This window comes from Erwinia pyrifoliae DSM 12163 (genome assembly GCF_000026985.1).
Lineage (GTDB): Bacteria > Pseudomonadota > Gammaproteobacteria > Enterobacterales > Enterobacteriaceae > Erwinia > Erwinia pyrifoliae.
In genome coordinates this window covers 2,579,661-2,600,399 of the sequence record NC_017390.1, presented here as the reverse complement: position 1 = coordinate 2,600,399, position 20,739 = coordinate 2,579,661, and the positions used below count along the sequence as shown (strand labels likewise).

The following is a 20,739-nucleotide window of genomic DNA, read 5'->3' as shown; positions in this document are numbered from 1 at the left end:
CCAGTAGGTTTACTTCATAGCTGCGTAATGAACGGATCAGCGTTTTTTTTCACAGTCAATTTCAGCATTAATTATTTTCCTGACAGGTATAAAAGAAGAGCCGCCGGCAAAGGGTGAATTAATCGACGAAATTTTTTTTCTTCATTACTGGTCTCACCCTCTTTTTTCTGAGGATGCATAATGTCATGGTGGTTACTGGTTATCTTTTTCAAAGATGATTTTAAATTATTTTTATCTGCAATGTCCTCTCTGACTACTGGTTGATAAGGTCCAGTCAGGGAGGTTTTTATAATTTCAGGGGTGTCTATATTCAATGTGTAATCCTTCTATTTATAGCTTCCGATAACGTATTGTTTTTTATAGTTCAAAGAAACGCGACCAGGAATTATACTGGTAACATCTTCAGCACATCGTTTAGCAGAAAGTGCCAATGCTGTAAAAATGGGGATGTAGTGAATAATAAACATCGTTTTCTGGCCAGCCGCTAGCCATATTGAAGGGCTGATTATCTGGTCAGCGAATCGCCAGCAGTCGGACAGCCCTCCGACAGCTGGCGGAGGGCATCAGGATACGTGCTGCAAAAACTCACGCAGACGTGCACTGGGTGGGTTAGTGATTAACTCATCGGGGTTGCCATCTTCGGCGATACGGCCTTTATCGATAAAGATCAGCCTGGATGCCACTTTCTGCGCGAAGCCGACCTCGTGAGTGACGATCACCATCGTCATGCCTTCTTCGGCCAGCTCCTGCATCACTTTTAGCACTTCATGGCGCAGTTCCGGGTCCAGCGCCGAGGTCGGCTCATCGAACAGCATCATCTTGGGTTTCACCGCCAGCGCGCGTGCAATGGCAACGCGCTGCTGCTGCCCACCGGAAAGCTCGGAAGGGAAGTGATCGGCTCGCTCAGCCAGGCCCACTTTCCCCAGCAGCTCGCGTGCCAGGCGCTGCGCATCCTCTTTTTTTACGCCGTGCACGCGGATTGGGCCAAACGCCACGTTATCCAGCGCGCTCATTTGTGGAAACAGATGGAACTGCTGAAACACCATACCCGCTTCCTGGCGGATCAGCCGGTCGTCAACCTTAGGATCGTTGACCTTTATACCGTCAACAATCAATTCGCCGCTGGTGATTTCTTCCAGCTTGTTGATGCAGCGCAGCAGGGTGGATTTGCCGGAACCGGACGGCCCGATAATCACCACCACTTCACCTTGTTTGATGTTCAGATCGATGTCGTGCAGCACCTGGGTAGCGCCAAAGTGCTTGGAAACGTTTTTAAATACAATCACAGGATTTTCATCCTTCTCTCAAGGCGACGCAGCACAAAGCTCAGCACCAGGGTAATAATCAGATAGATAACGGCGACGGCGCTCCAGATCTCCAGCGCACGGAAGTTGCCGGCAATAATTTCCTGGCCCTGACGGGTCAGTTCTGCCACGCCGATCACGATAAACAGCGACGTGTCCTTAATGCTGACAATCCACTGGTTACCGAGCGGTGGCAGCATACGGCGCAGTGCCAGCGGCATAATGACGTAGCGCAGCGTTTCGCGGCTGGAAAGGCCCAGCGCCAGTCCCGCTTCACGAAAGCCCCGGTTAATTGACAGTACCGCACCACGGGTAATTTCGGCGATATAAGCACCGGAGTTGATCATAATGGTGACCACCGCCGCGCTGAACGGGTCGATTCTCAAATCGTTAAACGCCATCGGCAGAGCGAAATAGATAAACATCACCTGCACCACAATCGGCGTGCCACGGATCAGCTCAATAAAAACCAGTGCGATATTACGTGACAGCCAGCCGCCGTAGGCGCGGGCGAAACCGGCAACCAGGCCGATAATCACCCCGCCAACCAGCCCGAGGACGGAGATCAGCAGGGTCATCCTCGCGCCTTCCAGCAGGATGGGAATAGCAGGCCAGATGGCGCTCCAGTCAAACTGCATGTTTATTCTCCGGGTCGAAAACCTTTTGTTGCTTATGGGGAAAATACAGGGGACAGCTTCCGCCAATCCCCTTGCGTTAAGTTAATACCAGTCCTTGTTTTTATTTAGGTTCGCTGCCAAACCATTTTTTGTACAACGTGTTATAGGTGCCGTTCTCACGCAGGGTTTTCAGTGCACCGTTGACTTTCTCACGCAGATCGTCGCTGCCTTTCGGGAAGGCAATACCATACTGTTGAGCTTCAATGGAGTCACCTACGGCTTTAAACTGACCCTTACCCGCAGTGTTGATGAAGTAAAGAATATTTGGCGTATCGTGCAGCACCGCATCGGCTCGGTTGGTGCCCAGCTCCATGTAGGCGTTGTCGATATTAGGGAACTGACGCAGGTCTTTGTATTTGATGTGCTGTTTGGCATAGTCAACGGACCCGGTGCCGCTCTTAACCGCTACCACTTTACCGTTCAGGTCATCAATGCCTTTTACTGAATCATTATTGGCATTCACCATTACCAGTAGGCCACTTTTGTAGTAACCGTCAGAGAAGGCGATGGCTTTTTTACGTTCATCAGTAATGGTGATACCGGCCAGCGCCAGATCGATGTTGCGCGTTTGCAGCGCAGGGATAATGCCGCTGAAGTCCATCGGCTTCAGCGTGTATTCCATGTTCAGCTGTTTGGCGATCGCATCCCAGAGGTCGATGTCGAAACCGACATAGTTACCGCCCTGTTTGAATTCGAAGGGCACAAAAGCGGTATCGGTAGCCACGACCAGTTTTTTTTCAGCGGCTGTGGAAGAAAAAGCAAATGCCAGCGCCAACGCGGCAATCGAAACCTTAGAAATTGACTTCATCATCTTATCCTTATCGCTTTTTGGGAAAGGGCTTCTCCGATTAAATGCCCGCAGCCCTATGGAAGAATCGTGCCAGTTTTACAATGGCTTAAGGAACGGCAGTCTGAGCAGGCACGTTGCGATAAAACCAGCACGAGGCAGATCCATTGCACCGTTATAGTGCGCTGGTTTAGTGCGTGGTATCTGTCATGGTGCATAAGCAATTTAGCGAGTATCAGGATGAAAACAACTCTGGGTGAGATGAAAATGTCGTAAATGCCAGCGGGCGCATATTTTGAAAAGAAATGTATTCAGCGCAGCTGACTGTCTTTACTGCCACGACGGTTATACAGACCGGCTGCCTGGCGGTCGTCGTGCAGCCGTTGGCATTGAATGCAGTACCTGACTCCCGGCAGGGCTAAACGGCGGGCTTCAGGGATCTGTTCCCCGCACTCTTCACATTCAGTGGCGCTAACGCCCTGATGCAGGGCGCGACGCGCGCGCAGCACGGCGTCATCAACGGTGGAATCAATCTGTTCCTGCACGGCATCGTCCCGCGCCCAACCACTGGCCATAATACCTCCAAATAAAAAGAGCAGATGGTGTGGCCATCTGCTCCTGGGTTAATACGTCGACAAGGTGCCGGACGGAATCACTCGATGTTGGATTCGATAAACCACAGGAATTTGTCCAGGTCACGCGAAGCGGCGGTGAAGATATCTGCCGTGTCTTCGTCTTCAACTTCGCCGATAGCTTTGCGCATATCGTTAGCCACCACGCCGTAGCGGTCAGCCAGCGCTTTCAGGTGATCCTGTACGCTGTGAATGTTCAGGGGGTAGCTCTTCAGCGGCGTTCTGTCACTCACCACCTGTGCTGTCCCCAGCGCGACGCCACCCAGCTGTACCACACGCTCGGCAATAGTGTCCTGGTGGTCGGTGATGGCAGTGCGGAAGCCGTCCAGCATTTCATGCACGCCAATAAAGTTGGCGCCGCGCATGTTCCAGTGAGCCTGCTTGGTGATCAGCGACAGATCGATAAGTTGAGTAACCAGACGATTAAGCACCTCAATGGTGGCTTTTTTCTCGTCTTCGGCCACATCGTTGCGGGTGTAAATCAGATCAGAAGATTTTGTTTTAACCAGTTTAGCGGTACTCATCATTAATATCCTCTTAATGGTCGTGCTGTTCTGAATGGAATACGGACTACATTATAGCACCGATTTCAAAGCCTGCCGGAAAGGTAGCGCCTATTGATGGCATAGAGTGGTTGATCGGATAATCATTTAACCGCACCGATATCCGATCATTTCCGCAAAGGAGGTTTGATTTATTTTGTTTTAATATATTGCTTTTCATGACTTTTTTAATGCGGTTTTATTGTTTAGTTGTGGAAAATATATTCAGCTGTCTATGAATGACTTAATCAGACCGTGTTTAAGCGCTGCGACGCCATAATAAACCTTTTGTTACTGCATTATCTGCAGGTAAAGTCGGTTCCCGCAGGTGGCAAAACGTTATTCGTCCGTTAGGTTTATTGGGGTAATTTGGGGTTTTGTCGGGCGCATGGTCAAAGTAGACCCCGCTGAGGCAATAATAATGGCCAACAGCGCCAGCCACTGTACAAGAGTCAACACTTCACCAAGAAATAGCATGCCGGAAATCGCTGCCATGGCGGGTTCAAGGCTCATCAGCGTGCCAAAGGTGCGTGCCGGCAAGCGAGTCAATGCCACCATTTCCAGTGAGTAGGGCAGCGCGCTGGACAATACAGCGATTGCTAACCCGACAGGCAGCAGAGACAGCGTCCAGATACCCGGATTGGCGAAGACCAGCCCCAGCGGAACAAAGATTAGCGCGCCAATCAGTGAGCCTGCCGCCACGGTTGCCGGACCGTGCTGGCTGCCCGCTCGCTGTCCGGCCAGGATATAGACCGCCCAACAGGCTCCGGCGGTCAATGCCAGCAGTGCACCCTGAGGATCAACGCTGCTCATATCGTGGTCAATCGGCAGCAGGAAGAACAATCCCATCACGGCCAGCGCCACCCAGACAAAGTCCAGCGCCCGGCGCGCACCGGCCAGAGCCAGCAGTAGCGGGCCGGTAAACTCCAGCGCCACCGCAATACCCAGCGGTACGGTGCGAATGGACAAATAAAATGCGTAGTTCATGCCGCCAAGCGCCAGTCCATAGATAATCAGCGGTACTCGCTGCTGCCGGTCAAAGCGCAATTGCCAGGGTTTAAAGATGATGCAGAGAATAAAGGTCGCCAACCCAAGGCGCAGGGCGATGATCCCTGTAGCACCTACTGTTGGGAACAGCGTCTTAGCCAACGCGGCTCCCCCCTGAATGGAGGTCATGGCGATAAGCAGCAACGCCACGGGACGCCATATGGCATTTTTTACCTGTAATGAAGACATCCTGTTTCCAGCCTTGATAATCCGTTGTAAGAAAATTTGTTGCTTAGTGTACTTGATGCTGTCGGTAAACGGAGCATGTGGGTGAAAAAGTCTGAGTGAAGTTGAAAGTGGGGTCGGTTGAGTAAAAATCTGTCAGTTTGAATTAAGAATTATCTTAATACGGGTTTTTTTTGCCTTCTGAATTGCGATTATTCTTAAAGGAAAGATAAGAAAAAAGAATGACATAAGCCGTTTCATTAACTTTCTGTTACACCAAACATTTCATTAGACAGCGAAATCGGGGCAGAGTTTCCGGCCATTTTTTGTTATATTTTCAACGTTGTCAGGAGAGAAGTACTTTCACATTTGAGGTGGTTATGAAAAAAATTGCATGTCTTTCAGCATTAGCTTGCGTACTGGCAGTATCTGCCGGTTCAGCAATGGCGCAGAGCACCGTTACCGGCGGTTACGCTCAGAGCGATTACCAGGGCGTTGCTAACAAAGCTAACGGCTTCAACCTGAAGTACCGTTATGAAAACGGCAGCGATCCGCTGGGTTGGATCGGTTCTTTCACCTATACAGAAAAAGATCGCACTGAAAATGGTGACTACATCAAAGGCCAGTACTATGGCATCACTGGTGGTCCTGCTTACCGTCTGAACGACTGGGCAAGCATCTACGGTGTGGTTGGCGTCGGCTTCGGTAAATTCCAGGCAACTGGAGAAGATCGCTTCCAGTCATCTTCAAGCGATGCTGGCTTCTCTTACGGTGCCGGCTTGCAGTTCAACCCAATGGAGCACGTTGCTCTGGATGTGGGTTACGAGCAGAGCCGCATCCGTAGCGTTGACGTTGGCACCTGGACTGCTGGCGTAGGTTACAGCTTCTAAGCTGCTAACCGCAAGTCCGCTTACCGGACTGACGTTGAAGAAATCCGCCCTTATGGGCGGATTTTTTTTGCTTTGGATCTGGGATGGGGGTGCAGGCCTTCTGCGGCAGCTGGCTGCCTGATGCTATGAGTAAACGAAAAAAAAGGAGCCAGGTTTACCGTGGGGTTTCCCGGTTTCAAACAGGCGAGATCGTTGCTTACCGGGGAAAAAATTCATCCGCGCTGACAAAGGATAAACCGTCGCGGCGAGTCAAAAGAGGGGTTAAGAAGCCCGGGCGGCTGGCTTAGGTTTAACCAGCATTTCCAGCAGCATCAGGCGCAGTGTAAACGGCGAGCGGCAAAATAATGTTAACAGCAGTGGGAGTTTCATCTGTATGGCCCTCCGGTCAGTCAGGTTATGAACGAATTATCAACAGATATAGCACAGGCTATATCATATAGCCAGAGCTAACATGCAAAATTTTGTGCTTCCCGGCGGTTCGTTTACAATGTGCCACCAACAGACCGATGCGCTGGTGAAATGTATTGGTTGATAAATAGAGGAAGCTGAATGAGTCGTCGCGCAAAAGTTGCAGTGCCCGCGCCACTGAAAGATATCGAAGAGCATGTCGAAGGCTTCCGCCAGGTACGTGAAGCGCACCGTCGTGAATTAATCGATGACTATGTTGAGCTGATTTCTGACCTTATTCGCGAGTTTGGCGAAGCGCGGCAGGTGGATATGGCCGCTCGTCTTGGCGTTTCGCAGCCAACGGTGGCTAAAATGCTGAAACGTCTGGCCACCGGCGGTCTGGTCGAGCAGGTGCCCTATCGCGGCGTATTCCTGACCCCGGAAGGGGAGAAGCTGGCCAACGAAAGTCGTGAGCGCCATCACATTGTGGAAACGTTCCTTTTGGCGCTCGGTATCAGTCCGGATACCGCCCGCCGCGACGCAGAGGGCATTGAGCACCATGTCAGCGATGAAACCTTGACCATTTTCCGCAAATTTAGCGAAAGTCAGCAATAACCGTTACTTTAGCTGTGCCAGCAGCATGGCTCTATGCGCCAGGTCAATCTCTCCTGATGCGTGTTGCCTGTTTTCACTGCTATTCACTGCTATTCACTGCTATTCACTGCGACTTTCTTCCCCTATCGGCCCGGTCTTTGCCGCCTGGCAGGGGCTTTAAGTGCTTATTAACCTTGTGTTGCCGCTGATAAATCCTTTTTTTGTCAGGAACTCCTGGCATTTGTCAATTCTGCTCCTATGTTTATATCAGGCTGAATAATTGCGTCTCCGCTTTGGCGACGCCCGCATTGATGGATACTATGGCTAAGCAAACCTCCTCCTCACCTGATGATGAATCCTTGCCGCAACATGAATCACAACCGGCCGACGACGGTCAGGAAGATGATAAAAATCGTCCACGACCCGGTAAAAAGCCGCTGATTATCCTGGCAATTGTAGCTGTTGTGATGCTATCGGTTGCGCTGGTTTTCTGGTTGATGAACCGCAATATTGAAACCACCGACGATGCTTTTACCGAAGCGGATGCGGTGACCATCGCACCCAAAGCGTCGGGGTATATCACCCAGTTGAAAGTCAAAGATAACCAGCGGGTGAAGAAAGGGGATCTGCTGGTGGTGATTGATGTGCGTGATGCCAGCGCGCAGCGCGATCGGGCGCAGGCGGAGCTTGGGGTTGCCGTGGCACAGTTACATCAGGCTCAGGCGCAGCTGGCTCTGGCACGGGTACAGTATCCGGCGCAGAAAGAGCAGGCGTTGGCGCAGCTGGCGCGTGCTGAAGCCAACTATCTCAACGCGCGGGAAGATGATAAACGTCAGCGCGGCGTTGACCCGCGTGCAACTTCGCAACGTAATATCGATGCTGCCAGCGCCCAGTTACGCAGTGCTAAAGCGGAGCTGAAAAATGCGCAGGCTCAGGTTGCCGTAGCCTCGCAGGTCGCTTTACAGATCCGTCAGCAGGAAACCAGCGTCGAAGCGCGTCAGAGCCAGGTCGATCAGGGGCAGGCGCAGCTCAATACCGCCAGCCTTAACCTGTCCTACACCGAGGTGCGCGCGCCTTACGATGGCTTTATCACCAAACGCAATGTGCAGGTGGGCACGCTGGTGCAGGCGGGTTCTTCGCTGTTTTCTCTGGTATCACCGGATATGTGGATTGTAGCGAACTTTAAAGAATCCCAGCTGGCGCGCATGAAGCCGGGTAATAAGGTCGATATCAGCGTCGATGCCTGGCCCGATCTGAAGCTGAAAGGGCATGTCGACAGCGTGCAGATGGGCAGCGGTTCACGTTTCTCGGCCTTCCCGTCTGAAAATGCCACCGGAAACTATGTGAAAATTGTCCAGCGTGTTCCGGTGAAGATTGTCATTGATAGCGGGTTGGATGCCAACCATCCGCTGCCGATTGGCCTGTCGGTTGAACCGAAGGTGACGCTGGAATGAGTCCGGGCCAGAGCTGGAAGCCTGCCAGTAACCCCTGGCTGGTGGCGATGACGGTGACGCTGGCGGTGTTTATGGAGATCCTCGACACCACAATTGTCAACGTGGCTCTGCCGCACGTTGCGGGATCGCTTTCAGCCAGCTACGACGAATCCACCTGGGTACTGACCTCTTATCTGGTGGCTAACGGCATCGTTTTGCCCATCTCCGCCTTTCTTAGTCGTCTGCTGGGTCGCAAACAGTTCTTTCTGATTTGCATCGTCATGTTTACCGTCTGTTCCTTCCTGTGTGGTATTGCCACGGAGCTATGGCAGATAATTCTGTTCCGAGTGTTGCAAGGTTTCTTCGGCGGGGGGTTACAGCCGGTACAGCAATCGGTGCTGCTGGACTACTTTAAACCCGCCGATCGCGGTAAGGCATTTGGCCTGTCATCTATTGCGGTGATCGTCGCCCCCGTGCTTGGCCCGACGCTGGGCGGTTGGATAACCGATAACTACAGCTGGCGCTGGGTGTTCTTCATCAATATCCCGGTGGGGATCCTCAGCGTGCTGGCTATCTATCAGCTGCTGGAAGATCCGCCGTGGGAGCGCAAATGGGCGAAGGGAAAGCTCAGCATCGACTATATTGGCATCGGCCTGATCACCCTGGGTCTTGGCTGCCTGCAGGTCATGATGGATCGCGGTGAAGATGCCGACTGGTTCCAGTCCGGCTTTATTGTTACTTTTGCCCTGCTGGCGCTGACCGGCATTGTCGGGGCTATCTATTGGCTGATGTATGCCAAAAGGCCGGTGGTGGATCTGCATGTGCTGAAGGACCGTAACTTTGCGGTGGCCTGCCTGCTGATGGCCGGCATGGCGGCCATTCTCTACGGCAGTTCGGTGGTCATCCCGCAGCTGGCACAGCAGGATCTCGGTTACACCGCCACCTTGTCCGGCCTGGTGCTGTCGCCGGGAGCGGTGCTGATTGTGCTCTCTATTCCGCTGGTATTGAAGCTGATGCCGCTGGTGCAAACGCGCCTGCTGATTGCCTTCGGTTTTATGCTGCTTGGCGTGTCGTTTATCTACTCCTCAACCCTGACGCCGAATATTGATTTCACCACTCTGGTATTGATGCGTAGCTTCCAGACCATCGGTTTAGGCTTCCTGTTTGTACCGCTGACCACCATTGCCTTTGTCACGATCCCGCAGCGGCTGAATGCCGATGCTTCGGCGCTGTTTACCATGTTCCGCAATGTGGCCGGATCGATCGGTATTTCGCTATCCACCGCGATGATCACCGAGCGCTCACAGGCGCGCAGCGCGCAGCTGGCAGACAGCATGACCCCGCTCAACGAACCCTTTAATTTGACGCTGGAGCGTTGGACGCAGGGCGTCAGAGACTTTGTACATACCGCTGGCGATCCGCTGACCGTTGCCACCGGGCAGCTGTATAAACAGATGATCGTACAGGCGCGTTTCCTTGCCTATATTGACGTTTTTATGGGTCTCAGCATTGTTGCCCTGATCCTTATTCCATTTTGTTTACTGCTGGCTCCGATCAAGAGCGAGGGCAGTGCGGGAGCACATTGACATGAACGTTCCTTGTTATTTTCGCCGCTCGGGAAACGGCGTGCTGATAGCGGCGGCGCTGTCGCTTAGCGGCTGCGTGCTGGGGCCGGACTATCAGCCACCCAGGCCCGCCATGCCGGAAGTTTTTAACAGTATGCAGGCGCAACAGGGAGCAAAGCCTCTGGCGTCAGCCACCCGGGCAGACTGGTGGAAAGCGTTTAACGACCCGCAGTTAGATAGCCTGATTGAGCGGGCGGTGCAGGGCAATTTGTCCCTGCAACAGGCGGTGCTGCGCATCGCCGGGGCGCGTCAGCAGTTAAATCAGGCGCGCGGTGCCTGGGCACCCTCGGTGAGCAGCAATGCGCGTTTTACGCGCCAGCAACTGGGAGTCAAAGGTGAGCTGGAGTCGCAAGGGATCGACGATCGGCTCAATGGAGTCGACAACGCCGACAGCGTGCGCCCGGCGCTGGACAGCCTGGAGAAACCTATTGGTCTGTATCAGGGCAGTTTCGATGCTTCATGGGAACTGGATCTGTGGGGCAAGGTGCGCCGCCAGGTCGAGATGGCGGATGCCCGGCAGCAGCAGTCGGCAGAAGAGCGCAATGATGCGCTGGTGTCGCTGGAAGCCGAGGTTGCACGCGCTTATCTGCAGCTGCGCGGCGCACAGGCCATTACCCAGACGATAGAAACGCAAATTGACGTGGCGCAGCAGACGCTGGATCTGACGCAAAGCCAGCAACGTAATGGGCTGGCACCGCAGACCAATGTAGAAAATGCACGCGCACAGCTCAGCTCGCTGCGTGCTCAGCTGCCGCAGTATCAGGCGCAGATCCACCAGGCGATGAATGGATTGGCGGTATTAACCGGCCAGGTGCCAGGGGCGCTGGACGCTGAACTGACGGCGCGTAAAGCGCTGCCGGTTCTACCGCCAGCGGTATCGGTTGGCGTGCCCTCCGAACTGGCGCGCCGCCGCCCTGATGTTCGCGCCGCCGAAGCCAGTCTGCATGCCGCCACGGCCAGTATTGGCGTTTCGGTGGCGCAGCTGTTCCCAAGCCTGTCGCTTAGCGGGCAGTTTGGCATGCGTAACAGTGACGCCAGCTATCTGGATAACTGGAGCAGTCATTTTTATAGCTTTGGGCCGTCGGTGACCCTGCCGATTTTCCAGGGCGGTAGACTGGTTTCCAACGTAAAACTGGCGCGGGCGCAGCAGGCCAGCGCTGCGCTGCAATATCGCCAGACGGTACTGACGGCATTACAGGACGTGGAGAATGCGCTGGTGAGCTACCGCAGCGATCGGCAGCAAGTCACCGGGCTGGATGAGAGCGTACAGGCGTTGCAAAACGCCTTTAACCTTGCCAGTGACGGTTATCGTCAGGGGCTGTCATCATTTATTGAACCACTTGATGCACAGCGGCAGCTGGCGCAGGTACAGCAGCAGGCGGAGCAGGCACGGGTACAAAGCCGTCTCGACCTGGTAGCGCTGTATAAGGCACTCGGCGGTGGCTGGGAAAGCTGGCAGAAAGTTAATTTGCCGGATTACCCGGTGTTTGGCGCGGCTGAAAATCCCTGAGGAAGCCCGTATAACCCCAACGCATGGCCTTTAATCAGGCCGTGCGGAGCCTGGCAGCCCGTTGGCTTGAGGGCAAAAGGCTTAGCGTGCCTGCTGCGGACTGGATAATTTAACGGTTTATCAGATGTAAAGCCGATCTTCTGACGAGTGACAGGAGGAGGATTGCCGGACCGGTTGTCATTTGGTTGAGTCAGTTGCTCAAGCTCGTTGTGGGCGATACCGACAGGCGAAATCCCGCTCTTCTGCTCTTACGCCGTTATGGATAGTTCGTTACTGAGATCCCTGAGGTTTTTAGCTGAATCAACAATTTCAGTGGCGTTGTTTGTTGCCGTTGCAGCCAGCATTGACTCAGGTTTCTGACCTCCCGGCCGTACCCGGTGTATTACCAGTCTCACGTCTCTCTTTTCACAATACCCGGTAGAATTTTGGAATTTATTTTCTCTTCATTAAGCCAATGAAACTTCTGTCGCTATAAAACGAACTTTATCCTTCAGATTAAACCCGGAATCCCTACTTTCTCGCCGTGGATTTCTGCGGATCGCTGTATTCGGGTGAAAGTGAGATCTGATACACAGAAATTTAATTTCATTGTTAACAAAAAATGAATTAAATGGTTTAAATTGAAAATGGCATGTGACAATGATCAATGCCAACGAATACGTTTCTGGTTCGTACCCTTATTCACCAGGTTGATGAGAGGTCAAAGTAGCCCATGACAAAAGAACAATATATCACCCTTAACCGCGCGTCCGGCCCCAACAGCAACAGCAAAACGGAACCCTTTGTCAAAGTGATTGCGGCAGTGGCTACGCTTGGCGGCTTACTGTTCGGCTACGATACGGGCGTGATCTCTGGCGCACTGCTGTTTATGGGCGATGAACTCCATCTGACCCCTTTCACCACCGGTCTGGTAACCAGTTCACTGCTGTTTGGTGCCGCTTTCGGCGCGCTACTCTCGGGGGTCTTTGCCAATGCGGCCGGACGCAAGAAAATCATTATTATCCTGGCGCTGATTTTTGTTATCGGAGCCGCCGGTACGGCTCTGGCACCAAACGTCGGGTGGATGATTTTCTTCCGTCTGATCCTCGGCGTCGCCGTCGGTGGGGCTTCAGCCACGGTGCCGGTCTATATTGCCGAAATTGCACCGGCCAACCAACGCGGCCAGCTGGTGACTGTCCAGGAACTGATGATCGTCAGCGGTCAGCTGCTGGCCTATATGTCTAATGCCGGGTTTAACGCGGTCTGGGGCGGCAGCGAAACCTGGCGCTGGATGCTGGCTTTAGCCACCGTCCCGGCGGTACTGTTGTGGTTCGGCATGATGTTTATGCCCGATACCCCACGCTGGTATGCCATGCAGGGCAGGCTGGCGGAGGCCCGGCGTGTGCTGGGGCGAACCCGCGCCCCGCAAGATGTTGACTGGGAAATGGAAGAAATTGAGGAGACGCTGGCGGAAGAAGAGGATCGGGGAAAGACGGGTCTGCGCGATCTGGCAAAGCCGTGGCTGCTGAAGCTGTTTCTGATTGGCGTCGGTATCGCCACTATCCAGCAAACCTCCGGCGTTAACACCATCATGTACTACGCGCCGACCATGCTAAAGGCTGTGGGTATGAGCACCAACGCGGCGCTGTTTGCCACCATTGCTAACGGCGCGGTATCGGTGCTGATGGCGTGCGTGGGCATCGGGTTATTGGGCAAAATCGGGCGACGCACCATGACGCTCATCGGACAGTTTGGCTGTACCTTTAGCCTGCTGTTTATTGCTGCGGTCAGTTTCTTTATGCCGGAAACCGTGCACGGGCAGGTGGATATGCTGCGCGGCTACCTGGTGCTGTTGGGCATGTTGATGTTCCTCAGCTTCCAGCAGGCTTTCCTGTCACCGGCTACCTGGCTGTTGCTGTCGGAGATATTTCCAACGCGGCTGCGCGGCGTGTTTATGGGCAGTGCGATTTTCGCCATGTGGATTGCCAACTTCCTGATCTCGCTGGCATTCCCGATACTGTTAGCCAGCGCGGGATTGTCCGGTACCTTCTTAAGCTTTGCGCTGATTGGCATTTTCTCCGGTATTTTCGTGGTGAAATGCGTGCCGGAAACGCGTAACCGCAGCCTGGAGCAAATCGAACACTATCTTCATGACCGGCTAAGTAATGATAACGATAGCCGCCCGTCGCTGGCAGCGGCAAAAAGCCAGGCGGCCAGCCATTAAGCATGTCAGCCGGGAATTCCCCGGCTGCACGGAACACACCCGGCCTTTTCGTCTGCCAGAGTGCTGTATGCCGCGCGTTATTTTTTTGGCATAATGCGCGCTGATTTACCCATTCACCTCGCAAACGAAAGGCTATCCTGTGCTAGTTTCCAGCAATGTCACCATGCAGTTTGGCAGTAAGCCGCTGTTCGAAAATATCTCTGTCAAATTCGGCGGCGGCAACCGTTATGGTCTGATCGGTGCCAACGGCAGCGGCAAGTCCACCTTTATGAAAATTCTCGGCGGCGACCTGGTGCCTTCTGCGGGTAATGTTGCCCTCGATCCTAACGAGCGAATCGGTAAGCTGCGCCAGGATCAGTTCGCCTTCGAGCAGTTTTCCGTGTTGGACACCGTGATCATGGGCCATGGCGAGCTGTGGGCCGTTAAGGAAGAGCGTGACCGCATTTATGCCTTGCCGGAAATGAGCGAAGAGGACGGTTACAAAGTGGCCGATCTTGAAGTGGCCTATGGCGAAATGGACGGTTACACCGCTGAAGCGCGCGCCGGTGAACTGCTGCTGGGCGTGGGCATTCCGCTGGAGCAGCATTACGGCCCAATGAGCGAAGTTGCTCCCGGCTGGAAACTGCGTGTGCTGCTGGCGCAGGCGCTGTTCTCTAACCCGGACATTTTGTTGCTGGATGAACCGACCAACAACCTGGACATCGATACCATTCGCTGGCTGGAGCAGGTGCTGAACGAGCGCAACAGCACGATGATCATTATTTCGCATGACCGTCACTTTCTGAATATGGTTTGCACGCACATGGCCGATCTCGACTACGGCGAGCTGCGCGTCTACTCCGGTAACTACGACGAATATATGACGGCGGCCACCCAGGCACGCGAACGTCTGCTGTCGGATAACGCCAAGAAAAAGGCGCAGATCAACGAACTGCAATCCTTCGTCAGCCGTTTCAGCGCCAACGCATCGAAATCCCGTCAGGCGACCTCACGCGCTAAGCAGATCGATAAGATTAAACTGGATGAAGTAAAAGCATCCAGCCGCCAGAACCCGTTTATTCGTTTCGAACAGGATAAGAAACTGTTCCGTAACGCCCTTGAGCTGGAAGCCGTTACCAAAGGCTTCGATAATGGCCCGCTGTTCAGCAAACTGAATATGCTGCTGGAAGTGGGCGAGAAGCTGGCGATCCTCGGCCCGAACGGTATCGGTAAAACCACCTTGCTGAAAACTCTGGTGGGCGATCTGTTACCGGATAGCGGAACGGTCAAATGGTCTGAAAATGCGCGTATTGGCTACTACGCTCAGGATCATGCTCACGACTTTAGTGAAGACCTGAGCGTGTTCGACTGGATGAGCCAGTGGAAGCAAGAAGGGGATGACGAGCAGGCGGTGCGCGGCATTCTCGGACGTCTGCTGTTTACCCAGGACGACATCAAAAAGCCGGCTAAGGTGCTGTCCGGTGGTGAGAAGGGCCGTATGCTGTTCGGCAAGCTGATGATGCAGAAACCGAACGTATTAATCATGGATGAACCGACCAACCACCTTGATATGGAATCCATCGAAGCGCTGAATATGGCGCTGGAGATGTACGAAGGCACGCTGATTTTCGTTTCCCACGACCGTGAATTTGTCAGTTCACTGGCAACCCGCGTCATTGAGATGACGCCGGGCAAAATGAACGATTTCACCGGTAACTATGAAGACTATCTGCGCAGTCAGGGTATCGTTTAATCTCTGAAGGCAGTTGTGAGATTGACCAGAGCAGTCAGTCTGTGCAAAATAAGCCGCTGCATCAACATGGCGCAGCGGCTGTCAAATTCCCAGTCAGCTATCCTCTTCGATTGTGCATCCCTCTGAAGTTCTGCATCATCTTATTTTCAATCTGATGATTCTCCGCCATCCCCACACACCTCACAACCCGCATCCTTCGCCACCCTGATTGTGCGGAACTGCAGCGTCATGGCATCGTACAGCAGCAATTTCCCGGCTATCGGGCTGCCGTAGTGGGTAAGGGCGCGAATGGCCTCCATCGCCTGCAGTGAACCGATCACCCCGACCAGCGGTGCCATCACCCCGGCTTCCACACAGCTCAAAGTTGCAGCACCGAACAGGCGGCTGATACAGCGATAACAGGGTTCATCACGGCCCCAGCTGAATACGCTGATTTGCCCCTCCATGCGGACTGCCGCACCGGACACCAGCGGCATTTTGCTGGCAAAACACAGGCGGTTGAGCTGTTCACGCGTATCAAGGTTGTCGCAGCAGTCAATGACCAGCTGATGCCGGGCAATAAGCTGTGCCATACCGTCATCATCAAGGCGGGCGTTAACGGGTTCAATGGCGATCAGTGAGTTGATGGCGGCGAGGCGCGCCCGCGCCGAGTCGACTTTTGCCATTCCCACCTGTGCCTCGCCGTGCAGTATCTGCCGTTGCAGGTTTGACAGCGCCACCTGGTCAAAATCAAGCAGCGTCAACTGCCCGACGCCGGCGGCGGCGAGATACTGGCTGGCGGCGCAGCCCAGCCCCCCCAGGCCCACCACCAGCACACGGGCGACCTTTAGCCGCTCCTGGCCGTCGAAGTCAAAACCTTGCAGGACGATTTGACGGTTATAGCGCAGCATCTCCTCATCGCTCAGTTCGGGCAGCATATCAGCCCTCCAGCAGCGCGTTAAAGGGTTCGACCTCGACCCATTCACCCGCAGCCACGTTGCCGCGCTCGCGCTCCAGCACGATAAAACAGTTGGCCAGCTGGAATGAACTGAATACGTGGGAGCCTTGATGCCCGGTGGTTCTCACCCGCAGATCGCCGTCAGGTTCGCGCTGGAGAATGCCGCGCTGGAAATCAAGGCGGCCCGGCGTCTTTTTCAGGTCGCTGGCGCAGCGAACCCGTTGACGCGGCGGCAACGCCGGGCCGTGCTGCCCGGTTAACCTGGCCAGCAGCGGTTGCACCAGCTGGTAAAAGGTCAGCACCGCCGAGACCGGGTTGCCGGGCAGGCCACAGAACCAGCTGTGCGCCAGGCGGCCAAAGGCAAACGGCTTACCGGGTTTAATCGCCAGCTTCCAGAAGCCGATTTCGCCTAACTCCTCCAGCATCTGTTTGGTGTAATCTGCCGCGCCAACCGATACGCCACCGCTGCTAACAACCACATCGGCGCTGGCATCGGCCTGAATAAAGGCGGCGCGCAGAGCGGCCGGGTCGTCGCGAATAATGCCAAGATCAATCACTTCACAGCCGAGCTTATCCAGCATCAGCCGCACGGCGAAACGGTTGGTATCGTAGATTTGCCCCGCCGCCAGCGGTTGGCCCACCGGCTGCAATTCATCTCCGGTGGAAAAAATCGCCACGCGCAGTTTGCGCAGCACCGTCACTTGCGGAATACCGAGCGAGGCCAGCAGCGGCAGTTCAGCCGCGCCGAGCTTTACCCCGGCTGCCAGCACCTGAGCGCCTTGAGGGATATCTTCACCCGCCCGGCGAATATGTTGCCCGGCGCTAACCTCAGCGGTAATGCGCACCGCGTCACCGACTGCGGCGGTCTGTTCCTGCATCACCACCGCTTCGCACCCCGCCGGCAACGGCGCGCCGGTCATAATGCGGATGCAGCTACCCGCTGGCCATTCGCCGTCATACGGGCTACCGGCAAACGCATTGCCGGCTACCGGCAGCGCCACTCCCGGGGCGAGGTCGGCCAGCCGCAGGGCGTAACCGTCCATCGCCGAATTGTCAAACGGCGGCACGTTGAGCGGGGAAATCACCGCGTGGGCAGTAATACGGCCTGCCGCGTGGGTCAGGCTAACGGTTTCGCTGTCAGTAAGCGGGGTGATGCGTGCCAGCAGGGTAGCCAGGGCATCGTCAAGGGAGATCAATCCCGCACTAAAAGCTTCCATTGGTTGTTCTCCAAAAGATGGACTAAATCTGATGGCATTATTATGGCGTGAATCCGCTGCAGGGTCACGTTTACCCGTGCTGCCGGGCTTTAAACGTCGTTAGGGTTTATCTTAGAACGATTAGTTATAATTCACGGGTAAATATTCCGCTTTACAACTTTATACCGCCTACCTATAGTCAAAAGGGTTATTTTCACGAGAAATATATTCTAACCCAGTGTTTTTCATGCTGATTTGTTACAGGGTAAATTGAATAATGGCCAAAGCGACGATTGCAATTCATGGCGGTGCCGGTGCTATTGCGCGTGCCAGCATGGATGCCAACAAAGAGCAACATTATCGTCAGGCGTTATCACAGATTATTGCAGGCGCGCAGGCCAGCCTTGCAGCGGGGCAGAGCGCGCTGGATGTGGTTACCGGGGCGGTGCGCCAGCTGGAAGAATGTCCGCTATTTAATGCCGGGCGCGGCGCGGTTTTTACCCATCAGGGGCATCATGAACTTGATGCCTGCATAATGGATGGCAGAACGCGCGCGGCCGGGGCTGTGGCGGGGGTGACCCGCGTACGCAATCCGGTGCTGGAAAACAGCCCGCATGTCCTGTTTATCAGTGAAGGCGCGGAATCGTTTGCGGCGGCGCAGGGCCTTGAAATGGTCGAAAATCACTTTTTTTCTACCCCTCAGCGCCGCGCCCAGCTGGAAAGCGCTATCGCAGCCGGGCAAATGCGGTTGGATCATGACGGTGACCCAATCGATCCCGATCGTAAATTTGGCACCGTGGGAGCCGTGGCGTGCGATGGTGCCGGCAATCTGGCCGCAGCCACCTCGACCGGCGGCATAACCAATAAGCAGTTCGGGCGCGTTGGCGATTCGCCGCTACCCGGTGCGGGATGCTATGCCAGCGCCGGGGTTGCCGTCTCCTGTACCGGAAGCGGAGAAGTCTTTATGCGCCTGCTGGCTGCTTATGATGTGGCCACATTGATGGAATATGGCGGGCTGTCGCTGGAACAGGCGGCGCATCAGGTTATTATGCAGAAAATCCCCGCGCTGGGTGGCAGCGGTGGGCTGATTGCCGTCGATGCTGCTGGCAACCTGGCGCTGCCGTTCAATAGCGAAGGGATGTATCGCGCTTATGGCGTGGAGGGCGAAGCGCCCGTGGTGGCTATTTATCAGGAGGAACCCTGATGAGCGCGTTTTCACATCAGGACAAGGTCTTGTCGGTACGCGATCTGAGCGTCAGCTTTACGCGTGAAGGTCAGCACATTCAGGCGGTGAAAAATCTGTCGCTGGACGTACATGCCGGTGAAACGCTGGCGATTGTCGGCGAGTCCGGCTCCGGCAAATCAGTAACATCCCTGGCGCTGATGCGGCTGGTGGAGCAGGGAGGCGGCACCCTCGACAGCGGCAGCATATGGTTCCACCGCCGACAGCAGCCGCCGGTTGACCTTGCCACTTTGACTCAGTCGCAGCTGCGCAGGATACGTGGCGCTGATATGGCGATGATTTTCCAGGAACCGATGACCTCGCTTAACCCGGTCTTTTCGGTTGGCGAGCAGATCGCCGAGTCCATTCGCCTGCATCAGGGAAAAAACCATGCCGGGGCGCTGGCCGAGGCGCGGCGTATGCTCGATCTGGTGCGCATTCCGGAAGCCAAAAATGTGCTGTCGCGCTACCCACACCAGCTGTCCGGCGGCATGCGTCAGCGGGTGATGATCGCTATGGCGCTCTCCTGCCGTCCGGCGTTGCTTATCGCTGACGAGCCGACCACCGCGCTGGATGTCACCATTCAGGCGCAAATTTTGCAACTGATCCGCGTGCTGCAAAAAGAGATGCGGATGGGGGTCATTTTCATTACCCACGACATGGGCGTGGTGGCAGAGATGGCGGATCGGGTACAGGTGATGTATCGCGGTGACGTGGTGGAAAGCGGCAGCGTGGAGGCAATTTTTAGCCGACCCCAACAGCCGTACACGCGTGCGCTGCTGGCGGCGGTCCCTAAACTCGGGGAAATGGCCGGGCGCGATCTGCCCGCGAAATTTCCACTGACCGATACTGGCGTCACGGCGACGGAAGTGCCGCAGGATACGGTCGACAGGCAGAAAGCCCCCATCCTTCAGGTGCGTGACCTGGTGACCCGTTTTGACATACGCAGCGGTATTTTCAACCGGGTGAAGCGCCGGGTGCACGCCGTAGAGAAGGTCAGCTTCGATCTGCGCGCCGGTGAAACGCTGGCGCTGGTCGGGGAATCCGGCTGCGGCAAGTCCACCACCGGGCGCTCTTTGCTGCGACTGGTGGCGAGCCAGGGCGGCAGCATTACCTTTAATGGTCAGCGCATTGACCGTTTATCCGGCCCGGCGCTGTCGCATGTACGCCGTGATATCCAGTTTATTTTTCAGGACCCGTATGCCTCGCTCGATCCCCGCCTGACCGTCGGTTATTCAATCATGGAACCGCTGCTGATTCATGGTATTGCCCGGGGACAAGAAGCGGAGCAGCGGGTGGCAAGCCTGCTGGAGCGCGTCGGGTTGCTGGCGGAACATGCGCGGCGTTATCCGCATGAGTTCTCCGGCGGCCAGCGTCAGCGCATCTGCATTGCGCGCGCGCTGGCGCTTAACCCAAAAGTGGTGATTGCCGATGAAGCCGTATCGGCGCTGGACGTCTCGGTTCAGGCGCAGATCATTAATCTGATGCTCGATTTACAGCGCGAATTTGGCATCGCATTTTTGTTTATCTCCCACGATATGGCGGTGGTGGAGCGTATCAGCCACCGGGTGGCGGTGATGTATCTTGGGCAGATCGTGGAGATCGGGCCGCGTCAGGCGGTATTTGAGCATCCTCAACACCCCTATACCCGTAAGCTGATGGCGTCGGTGCCGGTAGCCGATCCGGCTCACCGTCGACGTGAACGAGCACTGTTAGTTGATGAAATACCCAGTCCGATTCGCGCCCTGGGCGACGAACCGGCAGTGGATCCGTTGATAGAAGTCGGTGTCGGGCATTTTGTGGCGCGCCACGCGATTAGCCGGGCCTGATGGCTGCATAACATAAGGGATAACCCA

At 55.0% G+C, this 20,739-nt stretch carries 18 protein-coding genes; 9 read left to right on the top strand and 9 right to left on the bottom strand.

Translation table 11 applies throughout. The features are described 5' to 3' along the window. Nucleotides 1–71: 71 nt before the first annotated feature. The 7 genes from EPYR_RS19320 to rhtA form a co-directional block, all read right to left on the bottom strand. Nucleotides 72–314 (bottom strand): hypothetical protein, encoded by a 243-nt coding sequence (locus tag EPYR_RS19320; protein WP_012668621.1) that lies wholly within the window; start codon nucleotides 312–314, stop codon nucleotides 72–74. Nucleotides 315–563: 249 nt separating this feature from the next. Further along, entirely contained in the window at nucleotides 564–1,286 is a 723-nt protein-coding gene (gene glnQ, locus EPYR_RS11735; protein WP_012668620.1) for a glutamine ABC transporter ATP-binding protein GlnQ, read from the bottom strand. Next, the gene (gene glnP / locus EPYR_RS11730) at nucleotides 1,283–1,942 is read right to left on the bottom strand and encodes a glutamine ABC transporter permease GlnP (protein ID WP_012668619.1); all 660 of its coding nucleotides are present in this window, start codon (nucleotides 1,940–1,942) and stop codon (nucleotides 1,283–1,285) included. The genes glnQ and glnP overlap by 4 nt, the downstream gene beginning before the upstream one ends. 100 nt (nucleotides 1,943–2,042) lie before the next feature. Further along, entirely contained in the window at nucleotides 2,043–2,789 is a 747-nt protein-coding gene (gene glnH, locus EPYR_RS11725) for a glutamine ABC transporter substrate-binding protein GlnH (protein ID WP_012668618.1), read from the bottom strand. A gap of 290 nt (nucleotides 2,790–3,079) precedes the next feature. Next, nucleotides 3,080–3,343, bottom strand: a complete 264-nt coding sequence (locus EPYR_RS11720; protein ID WP_012668617.1) for a DksA/TraR family C4-type zinc finger protein — start codon at nucleotides 3,341–3,343, stop codon at nucleotides 3,080–3,082. A 77-nt stretch (nucleotides 3,344–3,420) separates the two neighbouring features. Continuing rightward, a complete protein-coding gene (dps, locus tag EPYR_RS11715; RefSeq protein WP_012668616.1) occupies nucleotides 3,421–3,924 on the bottom strand; it encodes a DNA starvation/stationary phase protection protein Dps in 504 nt (167 codons plus the stop codon). Nucleotides 3,925–4,281: 357 nt separating this feature from the next. Next, complete coding sequence (gene rhtA, locus EPYR_RS11710) at nucleotides 4,282–5,178, bottom strand: threonine/homoserine exporter RhtA (RefSeq protein WP_012668615.1); 897 nt, start codon at nucleotides 5,176–5,178, stop codon at nucleotides 4,282–4,284. A 356-nt stretch (nucleotides 5,179–5,534) separates the two neighbouring features. On the opposite strand from rhtA, the gene ompX reads away from it, so the two are divergent. From ompX to EPYR_RS11675, 7 genes are all read left to right on the top strand, one after another. After that, nucleotides 5,535–6,044, top strand: a complete 510-nt coding sequence (gene ompX / locus EPYR_RS11705) for an outer membrane protein OmpX (RefSeq protein ID WP_012668614.1) — start codon at nucleotides 5,535–5,537, stop codon at nucleotides 6,042–6,044. Nucleotides 6,045–6,593: 549 nt separating this feature from the next. Then, the gene (mntR, locus tag EPYR_RS11700; protein ID WP_012668612.1) at nucleotides 6,594–7,046 is read left to right on the top strand and encodes a manganese-binding transcriptional regulator MntR; all 453 of its coding nucleotides are present in this window, start codon (nucleotides 6,594–6,596) and stop codon (nucleotides 7,044–7,046) included. 290 nt (nucleotides 7,047–7,336) lie between these two features. Then, nucleotides 7,337–8,479, top strand: a complete 1,143-nt coding sequence (locus tag EPYR_RS11695; protein ID WP_012668611.1) for an HlyD family secretion protein — start codon at nucleotides 7,337–7,339, stop codon at nucleotides 8,477–8,479. Then, entirely contained in the window at nucleotides 8,476–10,044 is a 1,569-nt protein-coding gene (locus EPYR_RS11690) for a DHA2 family efflux MFS transporter permease subunit (RefSeq protein WP_012668610.1), read from the top strand. The genes EPYR_RS11695 and EPYR_RS11690 overlap by 4 nt, the downstream gene beginning before the upstream one ends. 1 nt (nucleotide 10,045) lies before the next feature. Next, nucleotides 10,046–11,593, top strand: a complete 1,548-nt coding sequence (locus EPYR_RS11685) for an efflux transporter outer membrane subunit (protein WP_012668609.1) — start codon at nucleotides 10,046–10,048, stop codon at nucleotides 11,591–11,593. 712 nt (nucleotides 11,594–12,305) lie between these two features. Then, complete coding sequence (locus EPYR_RS11680; protein WP_012668608.1) at nucleotides 12,306–13,796, top strand: sugar porter family MFS transporter; 1,491 nt, start codon at nucleotides 12,306–12,308, stop codon at nucleotides 13,794–13,796. A gap of 139 nt (nucleotides 13,797–13,935) precedes the next feature. Then, nucleotides 13,936–15,528 carry an ABC-F family ATPase gene (locus EPYR_RS11675; protein ID WP_012668607.1) on the top strand — a complete coding sequence of 531 codons (1,593 nt, stop codon included), beginning with the start codon at nucleotides 13,936–13,938 and terminating at the stop codon, nucleotides 15,526–15,528. 146 nt (nucleotides 15,529–15,674) lie between these two features. Here EPYR_RS11675 and moeB read toward each other — a convergent pair whose 3' ends face one another. Next, nucleotides 15,675–16,445: a molybdopterin-synthase adenylyltransferase MoeB gene (moeB, locus tag EPYR_RS11670; protein ID WP_012668606.1), complete on the bottom strand. Its 771-nt coding sequence runs from the start codon at nucleotides 16,443–16,445 to the stop codon at nucleotides 15,675–15,677. A gap of 1 nt (nucleotide 16,446) precedes the next feature. After that, the gene (moeA, locus tag EPYR_RS11665; protein ID WP_012668605.1) at nucleotides 16,447–17,682 is read right to left on the bottom strand and encodes a molybdopterin molybdotransferase MoeA; all 1,236 of its coding nucleotides are present in this window, start codon (nucleotides 17,680–17,682) and stop codon (nucleotides 16,447–16,449) included. A 256-nt stretch (nucleotides 17,683–17,938) separates the two neighbouring features. On the opposite strand from moeA, the gene EPYR_RS11660 reads away from it, so the two are divergent. Together EPYR_RS11660 and gsiA are read left to right on the top strand one after the other, a co-directional pair. Beyond that, nucleotides 17,939–18,865, top strand: coding sequence for an isoaspartyl peptidase/L-asparaginase family protein (locus EPYR_RS11660; protein ID WP_012668604.1), 927 nt, complete (start codon nucleotides 17,939–17,941; stop codon nucleotides 18,863–18,865). Next, nucleotides 18,865–20,712, top strand: coding sequence for a glutathione ABC transporter ATP-binding protein GsiA (gene gsiA, locus EPYR_RS11655; protein WP_012668603.1), 1,848 nt, complete (start codon nucleotides 18,865–18,867; stop codon nucleotides 20,710–20,712). Before EPYR_RS11660 ends, gsiA begins: the two co-directional genes overlap by 1 nt. Nucleotides 20,713–20,739: the final 27 nt, after the last annotated feature.

Excerpts from the sequence above, each read along its gene's own strand:
- glnP (WP_012668619.1), bottom strand. The coding sequence starts at position 1,942 with ATGCAGTTTGACTGGAGCGCCATCTGGCCTGCTATTCCCATCCTGCTG.
- glnH (WP_012668618.1), bottom strand. The coding sequence starts at position 2,789 with ATGAAGTCAATTTCTAAGGTTTCGATTGCCGCGTTGGCGCTGGCATTT.
- EPYR_RS11720 (WP_012668617.1), bottom strand. The coding sequence starts at position 3,343 with ATGGCCAGTGGTTGGGCGCGGGACGATGCCGTGCAGGAACAGATTGAT.
- dps (WP_012668616.1), bottom strand. The coding sequence starts at position 3,924 with ATGAGTACCGCTAAACTGGTTAAAACAAAATCTTCTGATCTGATTTAC.
- rhtA (WP_012668615.1), bottom strand. The coding sequence starts at position 5,178 with ATGTCTTCATTACAGGTAAAAAATGCCATATGGCGTCCCGTGGCGTTG.
- ompX (WP_012668614.1), top strand. The coding sequence starts at position 5,535 with ATGAAAAAAATTGCATGTCTTTCAGCATTAGCTTGCGTACTGGCAGTA.
- mntR (WP_012668612.1), top strand. The coding sequence starts at position 6,594 with ATGAGTCGTCGCGCAAAAGTTGCAGTGCCCGCGCCACTGAAAGATATC.
- EPYR_RS11695 (WP_012668611.1), top strand. The coding sequence starts at position 7,337 with ATGGATACTATGGCTAAGCAAACCTCCTCCTCACCTGATGATGAATCC.
- EPYR_RS11690 (WP_012668610.1), top strand. The coding sequence starts at position 8,476 with ATGAGTCCGGGCCAGAGCTGGAAGCCTGCCAGTAACCCCTGGCTGGTG.
- EPYR_RS11685 (WP_012668609.1), top strand. The coding sequence starts at position 10,046 with ATGAACGTTCCTTGTTATTTTCGCCGCTCGGGAAACGGCGTGCTGATA.
- EPYR_RS11680 (WP_012668608.1), top strand. The coding sequence starts at position 12,306 with ATGACAAAAGAACAATATATCACCCTTAACCGCGCGTCCGGCCCCAAC.
- moeB (WP_012668606.1), bottom strand. The coding sequence starts at position 16,445 with ATGCTGCCCGAACTGAGCGATGAGGAGATGCTGCGCTATAACCGTCAA.
- moeA (WP_012668605.1), bottom strand. The coding sequence starts at position 17,682 with ATGGAAGCTTTTAGTGCGGGATTGATCTCCCTTGACGATGCCCTGGCT.
- EPYR_RS11660 (WP_012668604.1), top strand. The coding sequence starts at position 17,939 with ATGGCCAAAGCGACGATTGCAATTCATGGCGGTGCCGGTGCTATTGCG.
- gsiA (WP_012668603.1), top strand. The coding sequence starts at position 18,865 with ATGAGCGCGTTTTCACATCAGGACAAGGTCTTGTCGGTACGCGATCTG.